This is a genomic window from Desulfovibrio desulfuricans, assembly GCF_024460775.1.
GTDB classification, from domain to species: Bacteria; Desulfobacterota; Desulfovibrionia; order Desulfovibrionales; family Desulfovibrionaceae; genus Desulfovibrio; species Desulfovibrio desulfuricans_E.
The window spans coordinates 14,691-35,222 of the sequence record NZ_JANFYZ010000001.1; the positions used below are offsets into that span (position 1 = coordinate 14,691).

Genomic DNA, 20,532 nt, shown 5'->3' on the forward strand with positions numbered 1-20,532 from the left:
GTATGGACGAGATAGTTCAAAAGTTTTTGCGCGGCACAGGGCCTGTGCTGTGCGTAGATATAGGCAGCGGCACGCAGGATGCCCTTTTGGCCCGCCCCGGCCTTGAGTGCGAGAACTGGCCGCGCTTTGTTTTGCCAGCGCCCGCGCGGCTTGTTGCGCAGCGCATTCGCGAGCTGACCCTGCTCAAACGCAATATCTGGCTTTACGGCGCCAACATGGGTGGCGGCTTTACTCAGGCAATCAAGGAACATTTGGCGGCGGGTCTTTCTGTCAGTGCAACAGCAGCGGCCACGCGCGGTATTCATGACAATGAAGAAGTCGTGCGCAAAATCGGCGTGGAAGTGCGTTCCAGCTGCCCCGATGGCAGCGTGCCGGTCTTTCTCACCGATTATTCGCCGGAATTCTGGGGCGGACTGCTGCGTCATGCCGGGCTGCCCCTGCCGCATCTGGTGCTGACCGCTGCGCAGGATCACGGCTTTCATACCCACGGCAACCGCCAGGCGCGCATGCGCGCATGGACGGAACTGCTGGCCGCATCTTCTGATCCCCGGCGCTGGATATATGAAACACCGCCGCCTTCGCTGACGCGCCTTGTGCCCCTGCACGATAAAACAGGCGGTCCGGTTGCGGACACCGGGGCCAGTGCGCTGCTCGGCGCATTGTGCGACAAGGAAGTGATGGATCGCAGTTATCGGCAGGGCATTACGGTCATTAATGTGGGCAACGGACATACCGTGGCTGCGCTGGTATATAAGGGACAGGTGCGCGGAATTTACGAGCATCACACCGGCATGCGCACTCTGGAGCAACTGCTTGGTGATCTTGAACAGTTCCGCAAGCACTGGCTGCCCACAGAAGAGGTGCAGGCCTCCGGCGGGCACGGCACGGCTTTTGGCCCGTATTGTGAAGAAGCCGGCGGCTATGAACCAACCTACATCACCGGGCCAAAGCGCGCGCTGCTGCAAGGGCAGGGGCGTTTTCTGGCCCCGCACGGCGATATGATGATCGCCGGATGTTTCGGCCTTATCTGGGGATGGGCGCACACCCGGGCCGGGGAGTAGCTTTTTTTCCCGCCACGGCGGGTGGATACGCATTACAAGCTGGCGCGCCTCGGGGCGTTGCGGCATGAAGCTGAGGAGGCGGCATGGAATTCTTTGATGAGGCGGAGTGTTGGAGCAGGGATCAGATTGAGCAGACCCAGCTTTCGCGGCTGAGAAGCACAGTGGCCCAGACGCGCAAGTGCGATTTTTACCGTCAGCGCCTGGACGAAGCGGGCGTTGGGCCGGATTCCATCCGCAGTCTGGATGATCTGCGGCGCATCCCCTTTACCACAAAGCAGGATCTGCGTTCCCAGTACCCCACGGGGCTTTTGTGCGTGCCGCAGTCCGAGATCGTGCGCATGCACTGCTCCAGCGGCACCACCGGTTCGCCCGTGGCCATCTGCCACACGCAGAACGACATCAATTCCTGGGCCGACCTTATGGCGCGCAGCATCCACATGGTTGGCGTGCGCCGGGACGACGTTTTTCAGAATATGTCCGGCTACGGGCTGTTCACGGGCGGCCTTGGCATCCATTTTGGCGCGGAGCGTCTGGGCTGCATGACCATCCCCGCCGGGGCTGGCAACTCTCGCCGCCAGATCAAGCTTGCCAAGGATTTCCGCACCACGGTGGCCCACATTCTGCCTTCATACGCACTCATTCTGGGTGAGCACCTGCGCAACATGGGCGAAGACCCGCGTCAATTCCCCCTGCGTATCGCCCTTGTGGGTGCGGAGCCGTATACCGAAGAATTCCGCCGCCGTATTGAAGACCTTTTTGACATGAAGGCCTACAACTCCTACGGCCTGTCTGAAATGAACGGCCCCGGCGTGGGCTTTGAGTGCCTGCACCAGGCGGGCATGCACCTGTGGGAAGACGCCTATATCCCTGAAATAGTCGATCCCGAAACTGGCGAGCCCATGCCCGAGGGCGAAGTGGGCGAACTTGTCATGACCTGCCTGTGCCGTCAGGGCATGCCCATCCTGCGTTACCGCACTCGCGACCTTACGCGTTTCTTGCCGGGGGAATGCGCCTGTGGCCGCAAGCACCGCCGCATAGACCGCATCCTTGGCCGCGCGGACGACATGTTTATCATCAAGGGCGTCAATATCTACCCCATGCAGATTGAGCAGGTTATCATGACCTTTGCCGAAGTGGGTCAGAGCTACCTGATTCTGCTTGAGAACGATGGCCTTGGCGATGTGATGCGCGTACAGATCGAAATCCGCGACGAGCATTTTGTGGAAGACATGCGCGTGCTGCAAAACCTGCAAAAAGCCATTGCCTCGCGCCTGCGTGATGAAATCCTCATCACGCCCAGGGTCGAGCTTGTGGAGAGCAACAGCCTGCCGCGTACCGAGGGCAAGGCCGTGCGCTTGCAGGATATGCGCAACAAAAACTAACAGCGACCGGAGAGCCGCATGGATTTTCTGCCTTTTCCCCTGGCTTCATTGTTGGCCGGGGCGTTCATAACGCTGCTGTGCTTTGTGCTGCTGCTCAACATTTTTGGGCTGCCCGCCAACTGGGTGCTGCTGGGGCTTGTGGCGTTGTGGAAGGTGGTGCATCCCGGCGCGACCTCCATGGATGTCTGGTTCTGGATTATGATGGTGGGCATAGCCCTTGTGGGCGAAGCCCTGGAAATGGGCATGCAGATACTCAAGGCCAAACGCTATGGCTCCAGTTCTTCCGGCACGTTTGCGGGGATGATTGGGGCCATAGCGGGGGCCATTCTGCTTGCGCCGCTCTTTTTTGGGCTTGGGGCGCTTATCGGTGCGCTGGCTGGGGCGTGGACAGGCTGTTTTGTTGTGGAACACCTCAAGGGGCGCCCCCTGCGCGAAGCGCTGGACGCGGCCTTTGGCGCCATGATGGGCCGATTTCTCGGCACAGTGTGCAAGTGCGGCGCAGGCGGGGCCATGCTGGCTCTGGCTGCCGGGCGTATCTGGCCCAAACTGCCGCCCCAGATGCCCCCGGCTTTTTCTCCCGAAGCTCCCACGCAGGTCTTGCTGACGCTGCTGCGGGGCCTGTGCTGAGGTTATGATGCTGCTGCAAGGTCTTGAAGTTGTATTGGTCAAAACGCGCTTTCCTGAAAACATAGGCATGGCTGCCCGCGCCTGCGTCAACATGGGCTGCCCCACCTTGCGCCTTGTCGATCCGGAACGGTGGGACAGGGAAAAGGCGCGTCCTCTGGCTACGCCCAAGGGGCAGGATATCCTGGATGCCGTGGAAGTGCATGAAGACGTAGCGCAGGCCGTGGCCCAAAGCGCACTGGTGTTTGGCACCACCGCGCGCGTGGGCGGCTGGCGTCAGGCTCTGCTTTCGCCGGAGCAGGCCGCGCGCGAGGCCGCTGCCGTTCTTGCAAGGGGCGAGAGGGTTTCCTTTGTTTTTGGCCCGGAAGATCGCGGCCTCAACAATGACGAAATCATGCACTGCCACCGTTTGGTGACTATTCCCACAGACCCGGCTGCCAGCTCCCTCAACCTTGCCCAGGCAGTGCTGCTGCTGAGCTACGCATGCGCCAACGCCGTTCGTGCCCTGCGGCATGGCGAAAAGCCCTCGGACGAGCCGCGCGGCGGCAAGGCGGCCACTGCTGCGGAACAGGAAAGGCTTATGGAATCACTGAAGGATATGCTGCTTCGTCTTGATTATCTGCATGGCGACAATCCTGATTACTTCCTCATGCCCTGGCGGCGTCTTTTTAGCAGGGCAGGACTGTTGCGGCACGAGTATGATGCCCTGATGGGCCTGTGCCGTCAGGTGCGTCACAAGTTGCCAGACTGATTTTTTTTTTATACAGGCTTTTCAAAAGCCCGCTCTTGCTCCCCATGCATGGCATAATGCTGTGAGGACGCAGGAACGGGCTTTTTTTATTGAGCGCAATGCTGACTTGCAACTTTTTTTTATTTTTTTCGACAATGGACAGCGCCCGCTGGCGGCACTAAAAAACGGGTTGATTGAAAAAAAATTCACAATCTTTTGAGCGGAGTTTGTTCGTTAACAGGTTAGATTTATGTGTGAAATTTTTTCTATGCAACAAGCAAACAAGTTGTGCCCATTGACCAAGCTTGTGTATCTGGTAATATAACCGTATGTTTTGTGTTATCTGTTTTATGTAGTAGAAATCGTTTTTTCGTAATTAACTTGACCTGCGGCCTATTAATTTTTTTAACCATGCCGTTAAGGAGATTGAAGATCACTTATCTCTAATGAAGCTGGCCGTAAGCCCCGTGCAGAGTTTTGCACGCAGAGGGTGAGCGTTGGCGGCTGGTCTGCACCGGCCACATGGCGTTATGATACGGTAAATTTTTTGTGGTGGACGTTTCTGGCAAGGAGAATGGCATGCGTTGGACTATTGCGCACACATATGTCGGATCGCTATTCGGCGCGCTGATTACATGCTGTGGCGTTGTGCTTTTTGTCTCAATCTACTTCATGAAAGTTCCGATCGAAGACGAACTGAACAAGGGCATCGTAAGGATGCAGCAGGTCATCAGTTCTGCCAATGAAACTACAGCCCAAAAGTTTTTACAAAGTGCTGATCTTATTGCTGAAGATGATGACTTTGCCAAGGCTGTCGCTGAAAAAAACACTGATGCGGCGGTCAAGATCGGCTCAGTCCTGATGAAAAAGGCCGGGTCGGATTTTATGACCATCACCGATGAGAAGGGGATAGTCATAGGCCGTGGGCATTCCAAAAAGCACGGCGACAGCGTTACCAATCAGGAAACCGTGGTTATTGCCCTCACGGGCAAGCCCGCCGTTGCCGTAGTGGCTGGCACGGAGGTGCCGTTCACCATCCGGGCCAGCTTTCCTGTAATGCACGATGGCAAGCTTGTGGGCAGCGTCTCTATTGGCACCTCGCTTGTCACGCCCGCCTATCTTGATTGGCTCAAAAAGCTTTCTGGCGTCAACGTCACCATTTTTAAGGGTGATACACGCGTTATGACAACCATCATGCAGGATGGCAAACGCGCAATCGGCACCAAGCTGCAATCGCCTGAAATCCTCAAGGCCGTGCTTGAGCGCGGCGAAACGGTGTATTCGCATAATAATATCCTTGGTGTTGACTACAATTCTGCCTACTGGCCAGTCAAAGATGCCAACGGCAAAATTGTGGGCATGTGGTTTGTAGGCATGCCCATTGACGAATTGCAGCGTCTGGAACGCGTGGCCATAAGCAATTCCATATGGATTGGCGTGGGCCTGCTGGTCTTTCAGCTGATTCTTTCGTTTATCCTCGGTCTCAAGATCAGTGCCCCCATACGCAAAATAACCGCCTATGCGCAGGCTGTGGCCGATGGCAACACCGAAGCGCAGCTTGACGTATACAGCCGCGACGACATGGGCCAACTGGCAGATTCCTTGCGCACGATGGAAGATAATCTGCGCAAGTTGGTGCACGATGCCAGCGAAAAGGCAGAGGAAGCCCACAAGAGGGGTGAAGAAGCCAAGCTCGCCATGGAAGAGGCCCGTGTGGCCCAGGCACAGGCGGAGCAGGCCAAGCGTGAGGGCATGATCAGCGCTGCTGCCCAGATAGAAGAGGTTGTGGAGCAGCTTAACGTCTCTATCAGCGATATTTCCGAGCAGGTGGAAAACACCAGCGGTGCTCTTGACCATGCCGCAAGCCGATTGGCGGAAACCGCAACCGCCATGGAAGAAATGAATTCCACGGTGCTTGAAGTTGCCAAGAATGCCGGCGGGGCGTCTGATATCTCCAACGCCGCCAAGCGCAAAGCAGAGGTCGGTTCCGAGATTGTGTCCAGGGCCGTGGTGGGTATTCAGGAAGTGCAGCGGCAATCGCAGGCCCTCAGGGACGGCATGGCCCAGCTGGACGACCACGCCAAGGCCATCAGCCAGATCATGGGCGTCATTTCAGATATCGCGGATCAAACCAATCTGTTGGCCCTGAATGCGGCTATTGAAGCCGCCCGTGCGGGCGAGGCTGGGCGCGGATTTGCCGTGGTTGCTGACGAAGTGCGCAAACTGGCGGAAAAGACCATGTCTTCCACCACCGATGTGGGCAACGCCATTGCGGCCATTCAACAAAGCGCCGGCCAGAGCATTCAGCAGGTGGAAAAGGCCGTTGGCAACATTTCTGAAGCCACGGAGTATTCCAATAAGTCTGGCGAAGCCCTGAAAGAAATCGTTGGCATGGTGGATCAGACAGCCGATGAAGTGCGGGCCATTGCCGCCGCAAGCGAGCAGCAGTCTGCCACCAGCGAAGAAATCAACAGGTCTGTCGCTGATGTTAACCACATTGCGGCCAGCACTTCGCAATCCATGCAGGTCGCCATGAAGGAACTGGAATCCCTGCGCGCCCTGGCCCGCAACCTCATGGATCTTATAGAACATATGAAGAAGGCTTAAGCCCCAGCGGCTTACCCGCCATGATGCATAAAGGCTCTGTTCCTCCGGGAACAGAGCCTTTGCTCTTTTTTGTGGGCTGTGCTCGCCGCACTGTTCGGCTGTCAGGGCAAAAGGGGATTGCAGTGTATTGTTGCCCCCCTGGTTTCCGTCAGATATTCCCGTTACCTTGCTCCCGCCTTGGTCTATTTGCGCAGAATTGTTTTCAAAGTTTCAGCTTCTGGCCCGCTGCAATTTTTAAGAAACTGTTCAAGGCGGGTTTGTACGGCTGGATGGCGTGGCGCGAGGTCGTACAGCGAGGCCGCTGCTGCGGCGCTGCCGGAAAATGAGTCGTTATTGCGCAGCCCTTCTGAATTCAGCTTGGCGTAGTGCAGGGCCGCACGGATAATGACATCAAGAAATTCATTGCTGCCAGAGGCCATAAAGGCCGCCCAATACATCTGCAATACGGATTTCTCCGAGTAGATGTCCCAGTTGACCAGCGGGGCGGGGCTGTGCCGAATCTGCTGGAGGAGAAGCTTTTCCTCCGGTTGCAGCAGGGTGGCAAGCAGCTCTTCTTCATCAGGCAATTGCGCAAGATGGGCCATCCAGGCCAGAGTACGCCGTCCATCGCGGCTCAGACCGGGCTGGGGCGGCAACAGGCGTTGCCGGGCAGACGGATCATCGCGCAGCACCTGCGCCAGAAAGGTTGCCAGCATGATCTGCTTGAGGCTGTCTTTCAGCACCCCTTGCCCGTCAAACGTGCGCAAAATGCCTGGCAGCGTCTCGGTGCGGCGGTGCTGGTAATAATATTCCAGGTCATTGGCATAAAAGGACAATCCCTTGGAAATGGCAAGCGCATTGCAAGGGCGCGGCCATGCAGCGGGCAACAGGCAGGCAAGGGTTGCCGCTATAATCAGAAAAACCGCGAAGCGGGCAGGGGGAGTAGAAATTTTCATATAGGTGGTGTGGGTTAATCGAAGTCGGCAAGCAGGGCATCCAGCCCCAGCACATTGGGCGAGCTTTCGCGCAGGCGGTTCAGCAGGCGCACGCGGGCTTCCAGCAGGTGGGGGGAGGACACGCCGTTACGGATGGAACTGTGCGCCTCCAGAAAAGCCGCCAGATTGTCGCAAACCTTAACAAGCTGGCCGTCCTTGGGATCCAGGTCGTCCCGGTTGCATGCGGCAAGAGCCTGAAAGCCCTCAACAGCGCGAACTGTGCCGTTTTCGCGCACGCATTCCTGAAATTCGGAACCGACAGCTGCGCCAAGGTAGTATTCAATACGCTCCACCAGCGAGGTGAAGCCCTCAGCGCGCAAGGGACCATACACGCGGCGTTCCAGTTCTTTATCCTCGTATTCCTTGATGATTTTTGGCAGGTCTGAAATGGACTGCTTGACCGGCGAGATGATGTCGCGGGTGAGCACTTCCGGCAGGTCGTGGAACAATCCGCAGAAAAAATTGTTGTTGGCGCGCGCCGGGCAGGCATCGACGGCAAGACTGAAACAGTAGGCGTAGCTTGCCACAATAAACATATGGCCGAGAACCGACGTGGCCGGAATGCGCGGGGCCTGCGTCCATCGCACCTGAAAGCGCAACTGGCCGCACAGGTTGGCAAGGCGCGAGAGGGCCGTGCTCTGGCTGCGCATGGCGGCGAGGCCGCGCAAGTCCGTGAACGTATCCAGCCGATCGGGAAACGACTGGCCTATGTCGCCCATTTCATCATCAAACGGCGCGTTAAGCGGCTCTATGAGCCTGAACTCCCACTGCGAGGCAAAGAGGTGGGCAGCAGTAAGAATGCGCCGCGCAAGCGTGTCGTCATCCGGGCTGGTGTGCCACTGGCGCATGCGTTCCCAAAAGGGGCCAAGAGGCGCAAGCGAAGGCTCAAGCCTGTCGAGCACGTGCTCGGTCAACTGGCGGAACTGCTCCGGGTTTTCCTTGATCCTGTAGAAGATGGGAGGCTTGATGTCCGTGATGATGAGCCGGTAGAAATAGTCAAACAGCCCGCCCTCAATGATTTCTGTTGCAAGCGCGGTGCGTTCCGGGTCAGTCATGTGCCGGGAGTTTTCGTGCCAGAGCACGCAGGCCAGGAGCATTTTGTGCGCCTGCTTGTCAATCTCAAGCAGTTCCACTGGCCGCAGCTTGTCATTCCAGCGTAACAGGTACGCGCCGGAAAAAATAAGCTGTAGAAGATTCTTGCGAATTACAGGCATGAAAAGCCTCCCCAAAAATGGCTGCGCAAAAAAACAGTTTGCACTATAGGGCGGAGTGGGGTAAAGCTCAAGAGCTTCAACACTGTTACCGGGAAAAAGCCGCATATGCCAAGGGCATGTGGGGTTGCGCCCCGATTGAGATGAGCGGTTGCGCCTGCAACCCGCGAGTTCTGGTGCTGCGGTGTGCCGCCAAAGTGGTCAGTTTTTCGCCCCTGATGGGGGCGAATGCTTGACAGCTATTGGCGTTTATAGTATTGAGGCTGCCTTTACTGCGATATTGTCGTCATCCCCGTTCGACGGCACATCGCGCAATGGATCTTTTTGCTGCCGTTATGGCCGCTGATATTTGCAGATGTGAGGAGTCACTCCGATGAAGACGTTCAGCCCCACCCCCAAAGACATCAACCGTGAATGGTTCGTGGTTGACGCTCAGGATCAGGTGCTCGGTCGTCTGGCCAGCCAGATAGCCCACCGCCTGCGCGGCAAACATAAGCCCGAATTCGCTCCCCATATGGATAACGGTGACTTTATCGTGGTTGTTAACTGCGAAAAGATTAAAGTTACCGGTAAGAAGATGACTGACAAAAAGTACTACCGGCACTCTGGCTGGGTGGGCGGCCTCAAGACCACCCAACTCGGCGACATGCTGGCCGACAAGCCCGCCCGCGTGCTGACCGCTGCGGTGCGAGGCATGCTGCCCAAGAATCGTCTGGGCCGCGCCATGCTGAAGAAACTGAAGATTTACGCCGGGACCGAACATCCGCATACGGCCCAGAATCCCCAGCCGCTGACGCTGCCGCATTAAGGAGTAAAGAGCCATGAGCGAGAAATTTGAATACGGCACTGGCCGCCGCAAGACCGCTACGGCCCGTACCCGCATCTACGCCGGTTCCGGCGGCATCACGGTAAACGGCCGCAACTTTGAGGATTATTTTCCTCGCAAGACCCTGCAGATGATCATCCGTCAGCCCCTGGTTCTTGCCAAGCTGTCCGACAAGTTTGACATCCGCGTGAACGTTGCCGGTGGCGGCGTTACCGGTCAGGCTGAAGCCGTGCGCCACGGTATTTCCCGTGCGCTGCTTCTGGTTGACCCGGCCCTGCGCCCCATGCTCAAGAAAGCTGGCTTCCTTACCCGCGATGCCCGCAAGAAAGAACGTAAAAAGTACGGCCTGCGCGCTGCCCGCGCCCGGTACCAGTACTCCAAGCGTTAATATGCCTTTATGGAAGCCCTCTTTATGGGAGGGCTTCCTTTTTGCCTTTGAGCGGGTCGCATGTCGGCCCGCTTTTTTTTGGCGGAGTTCCTGAGCAGTTTTGTAGGAATGCCCGGGCCGCTCCCGCTCCAATCCCGGCTACTCTGCGGAGTGCCGCATCTGTGGTGGTGTTATGGAAAACGACAATACTTCAAATTTTTCTTCCGCATCTGATGTGTTGCCGATGCTGGACTATGCCTACACCCATGAGCAGACGCAGGCCACTACCGGCTATTTTTCCTGTGTTCCGCCAGAAGACCTGAATTTTGACCGTGCGCTGGAACGGCTTGAAGCCGCGCCGATGGACGACTTTCTGCACCTGCATCTGTTAAAACTGCTCGCAGGCAAAGCGCAGGACGAACTGAACCTTCTGGCCGCCAGTTGTTATGATGCGGCCATCAACGAGTTTACCCGTCCAGTGCTGGCGGCCCTGCTGGCTGAGTGCACCTTGCTCGGCGCGGAATCGCCTGGGAAGGGCCAGGGCTTTTGCGCGTTCTTTCCGCCTGATGCCGCCGAACGACTTGCAGCTTACAGCCCCGCTGTGTATTTGCGGGCTGCAAGCCTGCCTGACCACGCCATTGCAGCTGCCTGGAGCTCCCTGTTCCGCGCCAATATCTGCGAGCATCATTCCCTGCCGCGCCCGGATGAGGCTGGCATAGCTCCCCTGTTCAGCGGGGAACTGCTTGATGCCACAGCCCGGCGCATGGCGGAGCATGCCGATGCACTGGCCCGGCAACACGAAAAACTCAAGGCCGAAGCCTGGGAACCCTGGCAGCGCCCCCCATCGCAGGAAACATACCTGCGCGCCTTGGACGCGCTGATGGAAAACGGCGTTGTGGATGGCCCGGAAATGCGCCATGAAGCTTCGCTTTCGCCCATTGCGCTGCTGCGCGGCTGGCAGGTGGATATTGCCGTAACAAGCGGTTCTGTGCGCCACTCCTTGCGGGGCAAGGCCACAGCCTACGGGCGCGGCCTGTCCCTGGCGGCGGCCCGGGCATCCTACGCCATGGAAATTGTGGAGCGCGCCAGCGCCTATGTGAGCGTTGGGCCGGGGGATGGCACTGCCGCCAATGCCGGGACAATCCTTGACCGCAAAACAGAACTGCCCCTGACGCTTGCGCGTTTTTCCGAGCTGGCGGAGCAGGGCAGAGCGGCGCTCGACCCCAATCTGCTGCCCCTGGAAGCTCCCTATACTGATGCCCCCCTGCACTGGCTCCCTGCCTCTGACGCATCAGGCGCGACTGTTCTTGTGCCTGCGCAGGCGGTTTTTCTGTTCTGCAATCTGGACGAGCAGGCCCTGTTTATTGCTGGCGGCTCCACCGGCCTTGCGTCTGGCAATATTATGGATGAAGCTGTGGTTGCCGCCCTAACGGAAATTGCCGAGCGCGACGCCGAGGCCACAACTCCTTACAGTCGCACGCGCTGTTTTATGCTGCGCAGCCGTGATCAGCTCATTCAGTCGCTGCTTGACGACTACGCCGCCTGCGGTATCCGCGTGCAGTTTCAGGATTTGACCACGGAGCTTGGGCTCCCGGTGTATCAGTGTTTTGTCACCGGGCGTGACGGTACCGTCGCGCGGGCCACAGGAGCCAATCTTTGCGGCGCGCGCGCTGCCCTGGCGGCGCTCACTGAAACCCCGTGGCCCTACTCAACGGCGCAAAACAAGCCCCCATGCCCTTCAGCATCAGGACTAGCGGGACTGCCTGTTCGTGTGTTAGAGGATTTGCCGGATTACAGCATGCCCTCCCCCCGCGTCAACCGCCGTTTGTTAGAGTCGGTGCTGTCGGCGCACGGCAGAAGTCCTCTCTATGTGGATCTGACCCGCAAGGATTTTGATATCCCGGTGGTCAGGGCCATTGTTCCCGGTTTTGCCCTCACGGCAGAGTGGGACAGGTTCTCAAGGCCGGACGCGCGCCTTTTTGCGCGTTATGCCGCGTGTTGTCTATGAGTTGCCGTAAGTACGGCTAATTACAATTGCAGCCCGGCGGCAACTCGGGTATAGTAGGGAGCGACCGGCCCATAAGTGAACAGGCCGCTCTGAACGCACAACCTTTGGAGGGTTAGGATGAAACTGGGTAAATTTCTTGCCGCGCTGGCTGGTCTGGCGCTGACCTTCGGCGTTGCCGGCCAGGCGCTTGCCGCTGATGCCGGTCCCATCAAAATCGGCGTGTACCTTCCCCTGACCGGGCAGAATGCCTTTGGCGGCCAGCTCGAACTTGAGGGCGTGCGTCTCGCCCATAAGGAAATGCCCAAGGTTCTTGACCGCCCCGTTGAACTGGTGGTGGTTGACAACAAGTCTGACAAGGTCGAAGCCGCCAACGCCGTGAAGCGCCTTGTGGAACGCGACAAAGTCGTGGCCCTTATCGGCACCTACGGTTCCTCGCTGGCCATGGCTGGCGCTGAAGTGGCTGAAAAGGCCGCTGTTCCCGGCGTGGGCACCTCCTGCACCAACCCCCTTGTGACCCAGGGCAAGAAGTACTACTTCCGCGCCTGCTTCATCGATCCTTATCAGGGCGCTGCTGCCGCCACCTATGCCTATGAAACCCTCGGCTTCCGCAAGGCCGCCGTGCTCATGGACATGACCAGCGACTACGCCGTGGGCCTCTCCAGCTTCTTTACCCGCGATTTCAAGAAGCTCGGCGGCGAAATCGTGGCTACCCTCAAGTACAGCTCCGGCGATCAGGACTTCACCGCCCAGCTGACCGAACTCATCGCCAAAAAGCCTGACATCGTCTTCATGCCCGCCTACTTTGCCGAAGGCGCCATCATCATGAAGCAGGCCCGCGAACTGGGTGCCAAGTTCCGCCTCATGGGCGCGGACGCCATGGACAACCCCGACACCCTCAAGCTGGGCGGCAAGGCTGCGGAAGGCTTCCTGCACACCACCTTCCCCTACGACCCCGCCATGCCCAACATGAGCCCCGAAGCCAAGCGCTTCACCGAAGCGTGGAAGGCCGCCTATCCTGACAAGGAAACCAACGTTAACGGCGCTCTTGGCTACAACACCTATTTCCTGATTCTTGACGCCATCAAGCGCGCCAACTCTTCTGATCCCAAGGCCATTACCAAGGCTCTGGCAGAAACCAAGGATCTGCCCACCGCTCTGGGCCTGCTGACCATCAACAAGACCCATGACGCAGAAATGCCCGTGGGCATCATTGAATACAAAGATGGCAAGCGCGTTTACGTGGGCGAAGTTACACCCAAATAAGTAAACAACAGATCAACCCCGCGGCGATATTCGCCGCGGGGTGCTTTTTTCATTTTTTTGCCGCTGTTCGAGCGGAAGGGCCTATTGTGGCCTTTTGTCCGTTGCGAGGCGCTGAGGTGGCCCATGAGCCTTGATATGTTTTTGCAGCACTGCTTTAACGCCCTGACCCTTGGGTCGCTGTATGCGCTGATCGCCATCGGCTACACCATGGTTTACGGCATCCTGCGCCTGATCAACTTTGCCCACGGCGATATTTTGATGATCGGCGCGTACTTTGTATTTTTCGGCACGTTCGCATTTGGCTGGCCCTGGGGTGTAGCCGCTGTTGTCGCCGTTCTTGGCGCCAGCGTGCTCGGCATCCTTGTAGAAAGGATAGCCTACAGACCCTTGCGCGACGCCCCGCGTATTTCGGCGCTTATCAGCGCCATTGCCGTATCATTTTTTATTGAAAGCCTCGCCGTGGTGGTCTTTACAGGCCAGCCACGCCCCGTGTTGCAGCCCGAATGGCTGGTTTCTGAATGGCAGCTTGGCGGCATACGCATCCTGCCGCTTACGGCCTTTGTGCCGATCATGACCATCGTGCTTGTGGCCGTGCTTTTGTATGTGGTGTACCGCACAAAGCCCGGCCTCGCCATGCGCGCCATTTCAAAAGATATTGAAACCACGCGCCTTCTGGGTGTGCGGGTGGACAACATCATTGCCCTCACGTTTGGTATCGGCTCTGCACTGGCGGCGGCCTCGGGCATCATGTGGGCCTTGCGTTACCCGCAGGTGCACCCCTACATGGGCATCATGCCCGGCCTCAAGGCCTTTATTGCCGCAGTGTTCGGCGGCATCGGCTCCATTCAGGGCGCTGTTATCGGCGGTGTCGCCCTTGGCTTTGTTGAAATCATGACCGTGGCCTTTATGCCTGAGCTTTCGGGGTACCGCGACGCCTTCGCCTTTGTGCTGCTGGTGTTCGTGCTGCTGTTCAAGCCCACAGGGCTGCTGGGTGAGCGAATGGAGGAGAAAATCTAATGCGCCTGAACAGAAGCACCATTCTGAGCATTATGGTCATGCTGCTGTTTGGCCTTGTGCTCTCCCAGGCAGAAAGCTTTCTCGGCGATTATCAGATTTATATCGCCAAACTCATTTTCATCAACGCCATTCTGGCGCTTTCGCTCAACCTGATCTACGGGTTTACCGGGCTCTTCTCTTTGGGGCATGCCGGGTTTATCGCCATTGGCGCGTATGTTTCGGCCTTGTGCATCCTGAGCCCCGAGCAGAAAGAAATGATGTGGATTCTTGAACCCATCATCTGGCCTTTCTCCGACCTGTTTACGCCTTTCTGGGTTTCTGCGCTGGCTGGCGGGCTGGTGGCCACCATCTTTGCCTTTATCATCGCCGTGCCAGTGCTGCGGCTTGGCGATGACTATCTTGGCATTGCCACCCTCGGCTTTGCGGAAATCATCCGCGTCATGATCGTTAACGCTACGTCCATCACCAATGGTTCGCTGGGCATCAAGGGCATTCCAGGGCACGCCAGCCTGCTTTCGTGCTATATCTGGATGCTCTTCACGCTCATAGTGCTTTCGCGGCTCATATTCAGCAATTTCGGAAACGTGATGCGCTGTATACGCGATAACGAAATCGCCGCCAGGGTCATGGGCATCAACGTGTTCCGCTACAAGGTGCTTTCGTTCTGCGTGGGCGCGTTTTTTGCCGGTGTGGGCGGGGCGCTGCTTGGCTCTCACCTCTCCACCATCGATCCCAAGATGTTCAACTTTTTGCTGACCTTCAACGTGCTTATGTTCGTTGTGGCTGGCGGTCTTGGCTCGCTGACGGGCAGCCTGCTCGGCGCCACGGTCATCACCATCCTGCTTGAATGGCTGCGCGCCATTGAAGAACCCATGGATCTGGGCTTTATTGAAATCCCCGGCATCCCCGGCATGCGTATGGTGGTGTTTTCGCTGGTGCTGCTGGCCATTATTCTTTATCGGCGCGAGGGCATCATGGGTACCCGTGAGCTGACCTGGAAATCAATGGGCGCGTTCTTCAGGAGGGGCAAGGCATGAGCGGTTTTAATCTGCCCAAGGCTCCCAATTACGAGGGCGCACTGCTGCTGGCCAAGGACGTAACCATGCGTTTTGGCGGCGTGACCGCCGTGAGCGATCTTTCCATCTCCCTGCCCAAAGGCGCCATTGCGGGCATTATCGGCCCCAACGGCGCTGGCAAAACTACAGCTTTCAACGTTCTGAGCGGTTTTTATACCCCGCAGGAAGGTGACGTGGTTTTTGACGGCAAGAGCGTGAAGGGCCTTGGCCCCTCGGAAATCTGCCGCATGGGCATGGCCCGCACTTTCCAGAATATCCGCCTGTCGCAGCAGATGACCGTGCTTGAAAACATCATGGTCGGCTGTCATGTGCGCCGCCGCTGCCCCTGGTGGATGGCCCCTCTGGGCATCCCCGCTTTTTATAAGGAAGAAGCGGCCATTGTGGAAAAAAGCAAGCAGCTTGCTGATCGGGTAAACCTGAGCGGCAACCTCAACGATCAGGCGGGCAGCCTGCCTTACGGCGCGCAGCGCAGGCTTGAGATTGCCCGCGCTCTGGCCACGGAGCCCAAACTGTTGCTGCTTGATGAACCCGCAGCGGGTATGAATCCGCAGGAAAGCCTGGATCTCATGCACTTTATCGGCCATATCCGTGACGAATTCGACCTCACCATTCTGCTGATTGAGCATGACATGAAGGTCGTCATGGGCGTGTGCCAGTACATCTGGGTCATGGAATACGGCGCCTTGATCGCCGAGGGCGAGCCGGAATCCATACGCAACAACCCCGTGGTTATCCGCGCCTATCTGGGTGAGGACGCCACGCTGGAAAAAGTCATTTAGCCGTGACAAGGGCGGCGGAGCCTTGCTCCGTCTGCCCGTTGCGGCTTGCAAAGGCGCTGTTTGCCGCTCCTGTGCAGGAGCAAACGGCCATACGCAGCAGATAGACATGCCCGGAAAGCTCTTCCGGCGCAGACCGACATATGGACAGGGTGCATCATGCTTGAAATTCGTAATCTCCATGTGCGCTACGGCGGCATTCAGGCCGTTCAGGGCGTAAGCCTGAATATCCCGCGCGGCAGTATTGTGACGCTTATCGGGGCCAACGGCGCGGGCAAGAGCAGTATCATCCGCTCCATTGCCGGCCTGAACAAAACCATCAGCGGCGACATCCTGCTGACCCGCCACGAGGGCGACGCCCCGGCTTCGCTCATGGGCCTCAAGCCCGAAGACATGGTGCGCAAGGGTATTTCTCTTTCGCCGGAAGGGCGGCGTATCCTGCCCCATCTGACGGTGGAGGAAAACCTGCACCTGGGCGCATATTCGCGCAGCGACAAGGCAGAGATAGCCCATGATATCGAGTGGGTTTACAGCCTGTTTCCCCGGCTTAAAGAACGTCTCTGGCAGAAGGGCGGCACGCTCTCCGGCGGCGAACAGCAGATGCTGGCCGTGGGCCGCGCGCTCATGAGCCGACCCGATCTGCTCATGCTTGACGAACCCTCTCTGGGGCTTGCTCCGCTGCTGGTGCGCGAGATTTTCGACATCGTCAAGCGCATCAACGAAGAGGGTAAAACCGTCCTGCTGGTGGAACAGAACGCCTTTGCGGCGCTTTCTGTGGCGCACTATGCCTACATTCTTGAAGTTGGCAGGGTGGTGCTTGAAGGCCCAGGCCGCGAGCTGCTTGAAAATCCCAAGGTCAAGGACGCCTACCTCGGCGGCTAGACCTGCTCCTGATTACAGACCGCGCTGATCTGGTCAACGCTCAAACCGGCAATCGTATGACTGCCGGTTTTTTGTTGCTGCAGGCTTCGGCTAATTCAGCAAGGCGCGATCTCATATAACCGGGCCGCCGGGGTGAGCAAAATGCTGCGGCTTGCCACCCCGTGCCGGGGGTATTAGTATTCATGTTGGTTAAAAACAGTCCGGGGAGCAGGGCACTTGCTGCTTTTGCCTCTGCGACCTTGCGACTGCAAATCCATAAGGAGCAAACATGCAACGCATACTTCTGTTATTGCCCCTGCTGCTGGCCTTGCTGGCTGGCGCGGCCTCTGCCGCACCGGGCGAACAGCGAACCCTGACCAAACTGCCCAACGGGCTTTCCGTGTATATCATCAAGGACAGCCGCTTCCCCCTGGTGGCAACGCGCCTTTACGTGCGCACCGGGTCGGCCAATGAGGACGCCAAGCAGGCGGGCATCAGCCATTTGCTGGAGCACATGGTCTTCAAAGGTACAGAACACCGGCCCAAAGGCCAGGTGGCACGCGATGTGGAAGCCCTTGGCGGCTACCTCAACGCAGCTACCAGCTTTGACAAAACATGGTACATGACGGACATGCCCGCCGCTCACTGGCGCATGGGCATGGACGTGGTGAAGGAAATGGCCTTTCAGGCCGCTCTGGATCCCAAGGAGCTGGAGTCGGAAAAAGAAGTGGTGATTTCCGAGCTTGAGCGCGATCAGGATTCGCCCATGAGCAGGCTGTTTGAAAGCCTGCAGGTGTCCACGCTCCAGAACACCCCCTACGGGCGGCCCATCATCGGCTTTAAGGAAACCGTGCGCGCCATCACCGCCGACGACCTGCGAGCCTATGTGCAGCGCTGGTATCAGCCGCAGAACATGATGTTGCTGGTGGCGGGCGATATTGACCCGCAGGCAGTGCTGCAACACGCGCAGGAACTTTTTGGCGGCATGGCCAACACCAACGATTTTGTTACGCCGCCGCAGGTTGATTTGCTCACGGCCCCCGGCGGTCAGCGCGTTGAAGTGGTGCGCGGCCCCTGGAACAAGGTCTATCTGGGCATGGCCTTTCCTGCGCCAGCCCTGCGCGACCTGCGCTCTGTAGATCTGGACGTGCTGAGCTACCTGCTTGGCGGTGACGGCACCTCTCTGTTGAGCCGCAAATACGAGTATGAAAAACAGCTTGTGGACAGCATCAGCGTGGGCAACATGAGCCTTGAGCGTGCGGGCATGCTGTATATTACCGCCAATATGGCTCCGGAAAAGCTGGAGGCCTTCTGGCAGGGGCTGACCACAGACCTTGCCAAACTCAAGGCCGCAGACTTCAAGCCCGAAGCCCTCAAGCGCGCCCGCTACAACCTTGAAGACAGCATGGACCGCTCGGCGGAAACGCTCAACGGCCTGGCCTCCTGGCTAGGCAGCGTCCAGTTTGAGCTGGGCGGCGATGTGGCGGAACAGAACCTGCGCTTCACCCAGCGCAATGTTTCGCAGCCGCAGGTACAGCAGGCCATTGACCTCTGGCTTGACCCCGGCAGGGCGCGGGTGCGTGTGCTTGCGCCTGAGAATGCCAAGCTGCCCGATCTGGAAGCCGTGCTGCAAAAGAACTGGCCCGGCAGCGCCGCTGCCAAAACAGCGCAGCAGGCTTCGGCTACTGCGGGTCAGCAGGAAGTGATCGATCTGGGGCAGGGACGTACCGTCATTCTTATCCCTGATGCCACAGTGCCCTATGTGGCGGTTGATCTCATGCTGCCCGGCGGCAACGCCCTGCTGAAGCCCGACCAGCAGGGGCTGGCAGAATTGACGGCCAGCACCCTTGGCGATGGCAGCGGCAAACTGGATGCCCAGGCCATGGAACGCTATTTCGCTGACCGCGCGGCTTCACTCTCCGCCAAGGCGGGCCTGCAAACCTTTACAGTGTCCCTGACTGGCCCGGCCCGGTTTAATGCCGATTATTTCTCCATGCTGGGCGAGGTGCTGGGCAAGCCCCGCTTTGAAGCCAAGGAAATCAAGCGTGAAGCGGAAAACATGAAGGCCGCCATCCGCCAGCGGGCAGACAGGCCCACCTCCTTCCTGTTCTCGCGGGTGAATCCCTTCATCTTCCCCGGCGGGCAGCCCTACGGCTACGACAGTCTGGGTACGGAAGCGAACCTCTCCAGGTTTACGCCCAAGGATGTGCGCTCGTTCTGGGACAAGCAACTCGTGCAGCCCTGGGTGCTGGCAGTGGCAGGCGATTTTGACCGCGAGGCCGTGCTGGCCTTTGCTCGTACTCTGCCCACGCCAGACAAAAAGGATTTCTCCTTGCCCGCCCCCTCATGGGGTGATGCCCGCAACCTTGATCTGCATCTGCCGGGGCGCAATCAGGCCCACGTGCTCCAGATGTTCAAGGCTGTGCCTTACACCAGCCCGGATGCCCCGGCGCTCATGCTTTTGCAGTCTGTGCTTTCCGGGCAGAGCGGCCTGCTGTTCAGCCAGATGCGTGACGAGCAGGGCCTCGGATACACGGTCACGGCCTTTTACCGCGCCATGCCTCAGGCTGGCATGATGGCTTTTTACATTGGCACCACACCTGACAAGGTGGCGCAGGCGCGTGAAGGCTTTGCCAAGATTATTGCCGATATCAAGGCAAAACCCCTGCCTGCGGAATTGCTTGAAGCCGGGGCCAACCGCCTGCTTGGCGAATACTACCGCGACAAGCAAAGCCTTGGTTCCCGCGCGGGCGTGGCCGCCACAGACGCCGTGCTGGGCCTGCCACGTGATTTCAGCAAGTCGCTCATCGACAAAGCAGCCAAGCTGTCCCCTGAGGATATTCAGGCTGTGGCGCAGAAGTATCTGGACGACAAAAACCTCTACAACATGATCCTGCTGCCGTAGGCGGCGTTTCGGGTTTGTTGACGGGTCGCATCGGGTATCCGATTGTGCTTCCCTGCAAAACAACGGCGGAAGCGGAGTTGGGCCGATGCGGCCCCTTGTGTTTATTGGTTGTTACGGAATGCCCAATCACTGTTTGCGCGTACAAAAAAAGTTTTTATAAACGATATCTTCGGCAAGGGGCGGGCAAATAAAAATGTCAAGTCCGAGGTAAGTCCCCTTATGTGGAGGAGGCCGTCTTGAAAACCCGGCGTGGGTAGAGTAAGTTCTTGTCTGCGTTACGGGAACTGCTTTCTGAGGAAGGCTCGCCAGGTATCGGCTGCGGTCGCAGTGCCGGGGCCTGGGCGGCAGCGCCATGCGGGTATGATGCCTGAATTCATGGCGAAATGTTTCAGCAGCGCCAATCAAAGCCACACATGTTGCGGGTCGGGTTGCCTGATCTGGCATCAGTCAGGGCGAACATTTTTGTTCCCGCCCTCGCTGTTTTGCGGCCTTGATGTAGTGAAAAATTGGGCAGGCAAGAAAATTCAATAGTGAATTCGCAGTGTTGCTACGGCACTAGGAGAGCTTTTTTGCGTGTGTTTATTGACAGGGTGCAATTCTTTTGAGATTTTCTAGACATTGAAAGCGCCATGGAGCTTAATAGGGAATCCCCGTGAAAATCGGGAGCGGACCCGCCGCCGTGTGCCTGTTCAACACCGCTTTTCCTCGTGTGCCACTGGATAAAACCGGGAAGGCCGAAAAGCGGCAGGCAAGCCGGAAGACCTGCTTTCAACCGTTCTAAGAAAGTGGAGCATCTGCAACGGGCTTTTGCAGATGAACCGTCAGAAAAGGGCCATTGATGGCC

At 58.1% G+C, this 20,532-nt stretch carries 16 protein-coding genes and 1 riboswitch; of the genes, 14 read left to right on the forward strand and 2 right to left on the reverse strand.

Annotated elements, in window-relative coordinates; translation table 11 throughout:
* Positions 1-2: 2 nt before the first annotated feature.
* From NE637_RS00060 to NE637_RS00080, 5 genes are all read left to right on the forward strand, one after another.
* Positions 3-1,061 (forward strand): DUF1786 domain-containing protein, encoded by a 1,059-nt coding sequence (locus NE637_RS00060; RefSeq protein ID WP_192111555.1) that lies wholly within the window; start codon positions 3-5, stop codon positions 1,059-1,061.
* An 83-nt stretch (positions 1,062-1,144) separates the two neighbouring features.
* Positions 1,145-2,443, forward strand: coding sequence for a phenylacetate--CoA ligase family protein (locus NE637_RS00065; protein ID WP_022658646.1), 1,299 nt, complete (start codon positions 1,145-1,147; stop codon positions 2,441-2,443).
* An 18-nt stretch (positions 2,444-2,461) separates the two neighbouring features.
* Positions 2,462-3,070 carry a DUF456 domain-containing protein gene (locus NE637_RS00070; RefSeq protein WP_215647735.1) on the forward strand — a complete coding sequence of 203 codons (609 nt, stop codon included), beginning with the start codon at positions 2,462-2,464 and terminating at the stop codon, positions 3,068-3,070.
* Between the two features lie 7 nt (positions 3,071-3,077).
* A complete protein-coding gene (locus NE637_RS00075) occupies positions 3,078-3,818 on the forward strand; it encodes an RNA methyltransferase (RefSeq protein ID WP_192111557.1) in 741 nt (246 codons plus the stop codon).
* Positions 3,819-4,376: 558 nt separating this feature from the next.
* On the forward strand, positions 4,377-6,404 hold the full coding sequence (locus NE637_RS00080; RefSeq protein ID WP_192111558.1) for a methyl-accepting chemotaxis protein: 2,028 nt from the start codon (positions 4,377-4,379) through the stop codon (positions 6,402-6,404).
* A 182-nt stretch (positions 6,405-6,586) separates the two neighbouring features.
* Here NE637_RS00080 and NE637_RS00085 read toward each other — a convergent pair whose 3' ends face one another.
* Together NE637_RS00085 and NE637_RS00090 are read right to left on the reverse strand one after the other, a co-directional pair.
* A complete protein-coding gene (locus NE637_RS00085; RefSeq protein WP_227118484.1) occupies positions 6,587-7,339 on the reverse strand; it encodes a translation initiation factor 2 in 753 nt (250 codons plus the stop codon).
* Between the two features lie 14 nt (positions 7,340-7,353).
* The gene (locus tag NE637_RS00090) at positions 7,354-8,592 is read right to left on the reverse strand and encodes an HD domain-containing protein (protein WP_227118485.1); all 1,239 of its coding nucleotides are present in this window, start codon (positions 8,590-8,592) and stop codon (positions 7,354-7,356) included.
* Positions 8,593-8,962: 370 nt separating this feature from the next.
* On the opposite strand from NE637_RS00090, the gene rplM reads away from it, so the two are divergent.
* The 9 genes from rplM to NE637_RS00135 all read left to right on the forward strand — a co-directional run bounded on the left by rplM (position 8,963) and on the right by NE637_RS00135 (position 19,688).
* Positions 8,963-9,397 (forward strand): 50S ribosomal protein L13, encoded by a 435-nt coding sequence (gene rplM / locus NE637_RS00095; protein ID WP_192111561.1) that lies wholly within the window; start codon positions 8,963-8,965, stop codon positions 9,395-9,397.
* A gap of 13 nt (positions 9,398-9,410) precedes the next feature.
* Positions 9,411-9,803, forward strand: a complete 393-nt coding sequence (gene rpsI, locus NE637_RS00100) for a 30S ribosomal protein S9 (RefSeq protein ID WP_192111562.1) — start codon at positions 9,411-9,413, stop codon at positions 9,801-9,803.
* A gap of 172 nt (positions 9,804-9,975) precedes the next feature.
* The gene (locus NE637_RS00105; RefSeq protein WP_227118486.1) at positions 9,976-11,790 is read left to right on the forward strand and encodes a YcaO-like family protein; all 1,815 of its coding nucleotides are present in this window, start codon (positions 9,976-9,978) and stop codon (positions 11,788-11,790) included.
* Positions 11,791-11,907: 117 nt separating this feature from the next.
* Complete coding sequence (locus tag NE637_RS00110) at positions 11,908-13,053, forward strand: ABC transporter substrate-binding protein (protein WP_227118487.1); 1,146 nt, start codon at positions 11,908-11,910, stop codon at positions 13,051-13,053.
* A 123-nt stretch (positions 13,054-13,176) separates the two neighbouring features.
* Positions 13,177-14,070 carry a branched-chain amino acid ABC transporter permease gene (locus NE637_RS00115; RefSeq protein ID WP_022658657.1) on the forward strand — a complete coding sequence of 298 codons (894 nt, stop codon included), beginning with the start codon at positions 13,177-13,179 and terminating at the stop codon, positions 14,068-14,070.
* Entirely contained in the window at positions 14,070-15,107 is a 1,038-nt protein-coding gene (locus tag NE637_RS00120) for a branched-chain amino acid ABC transporter permease (RefSeq protein ID WP_022658658.1), read from the forward strand. The genes NE637_RS00115 and NE637_RS00120 overlap by 1 nt, the downstream gene beginning before the upstream one ends.
* On the forward strand, positions 15,104-15,925 hold the full coding sequence (locus NE637_RS00125; protein ID WP_192111565.1) for an ABC transporter ATP-binding protein: 822 nt from the start codon (positions 15,104-15,106) through the stop codon (positions 15,923-15,925). The genes NE637_RS00120 and NE637_RS00125 overlap by 4 nt, the downstream gene beginning before the upstream one ends.
* A gap of 156 nt (positions 15,926-16,081) precedes the next feature.
* The gene (locus tag NE637_RS00130) at positions 16,082-16,804 is read left to right on the forward strand and encodes an ABC transporter ATP-binding protein (RefSeq protein ID WP_192111566.1); all 723 of its coding nucleotides are present in this window, start codon (positions 16,082-16,084) and stop codon (positions 16,802-16,804) included.
* 268 nt (positions 16,805-17,072) lie between these two features.
* Positions 17,073-19,688 (forward strand): M16 family metallopeptidase, encoded by a 2,616-nt coding sequence (locus tag NE637_RS00135; RefSeq protein WP_227118488.1) that lies wholly within the window; start codon positions 17,073-17,075, stop codon positions 19,686-19,688.
* Positions 19,689-20,293: 605 nt separating this feature from the next.
* Positions 20,294-20,472: riboswitch (cobalamin riboswitch) on the forward strand.
* Positions 20,473-20,532: the final 60 nt, after the last annotated feature.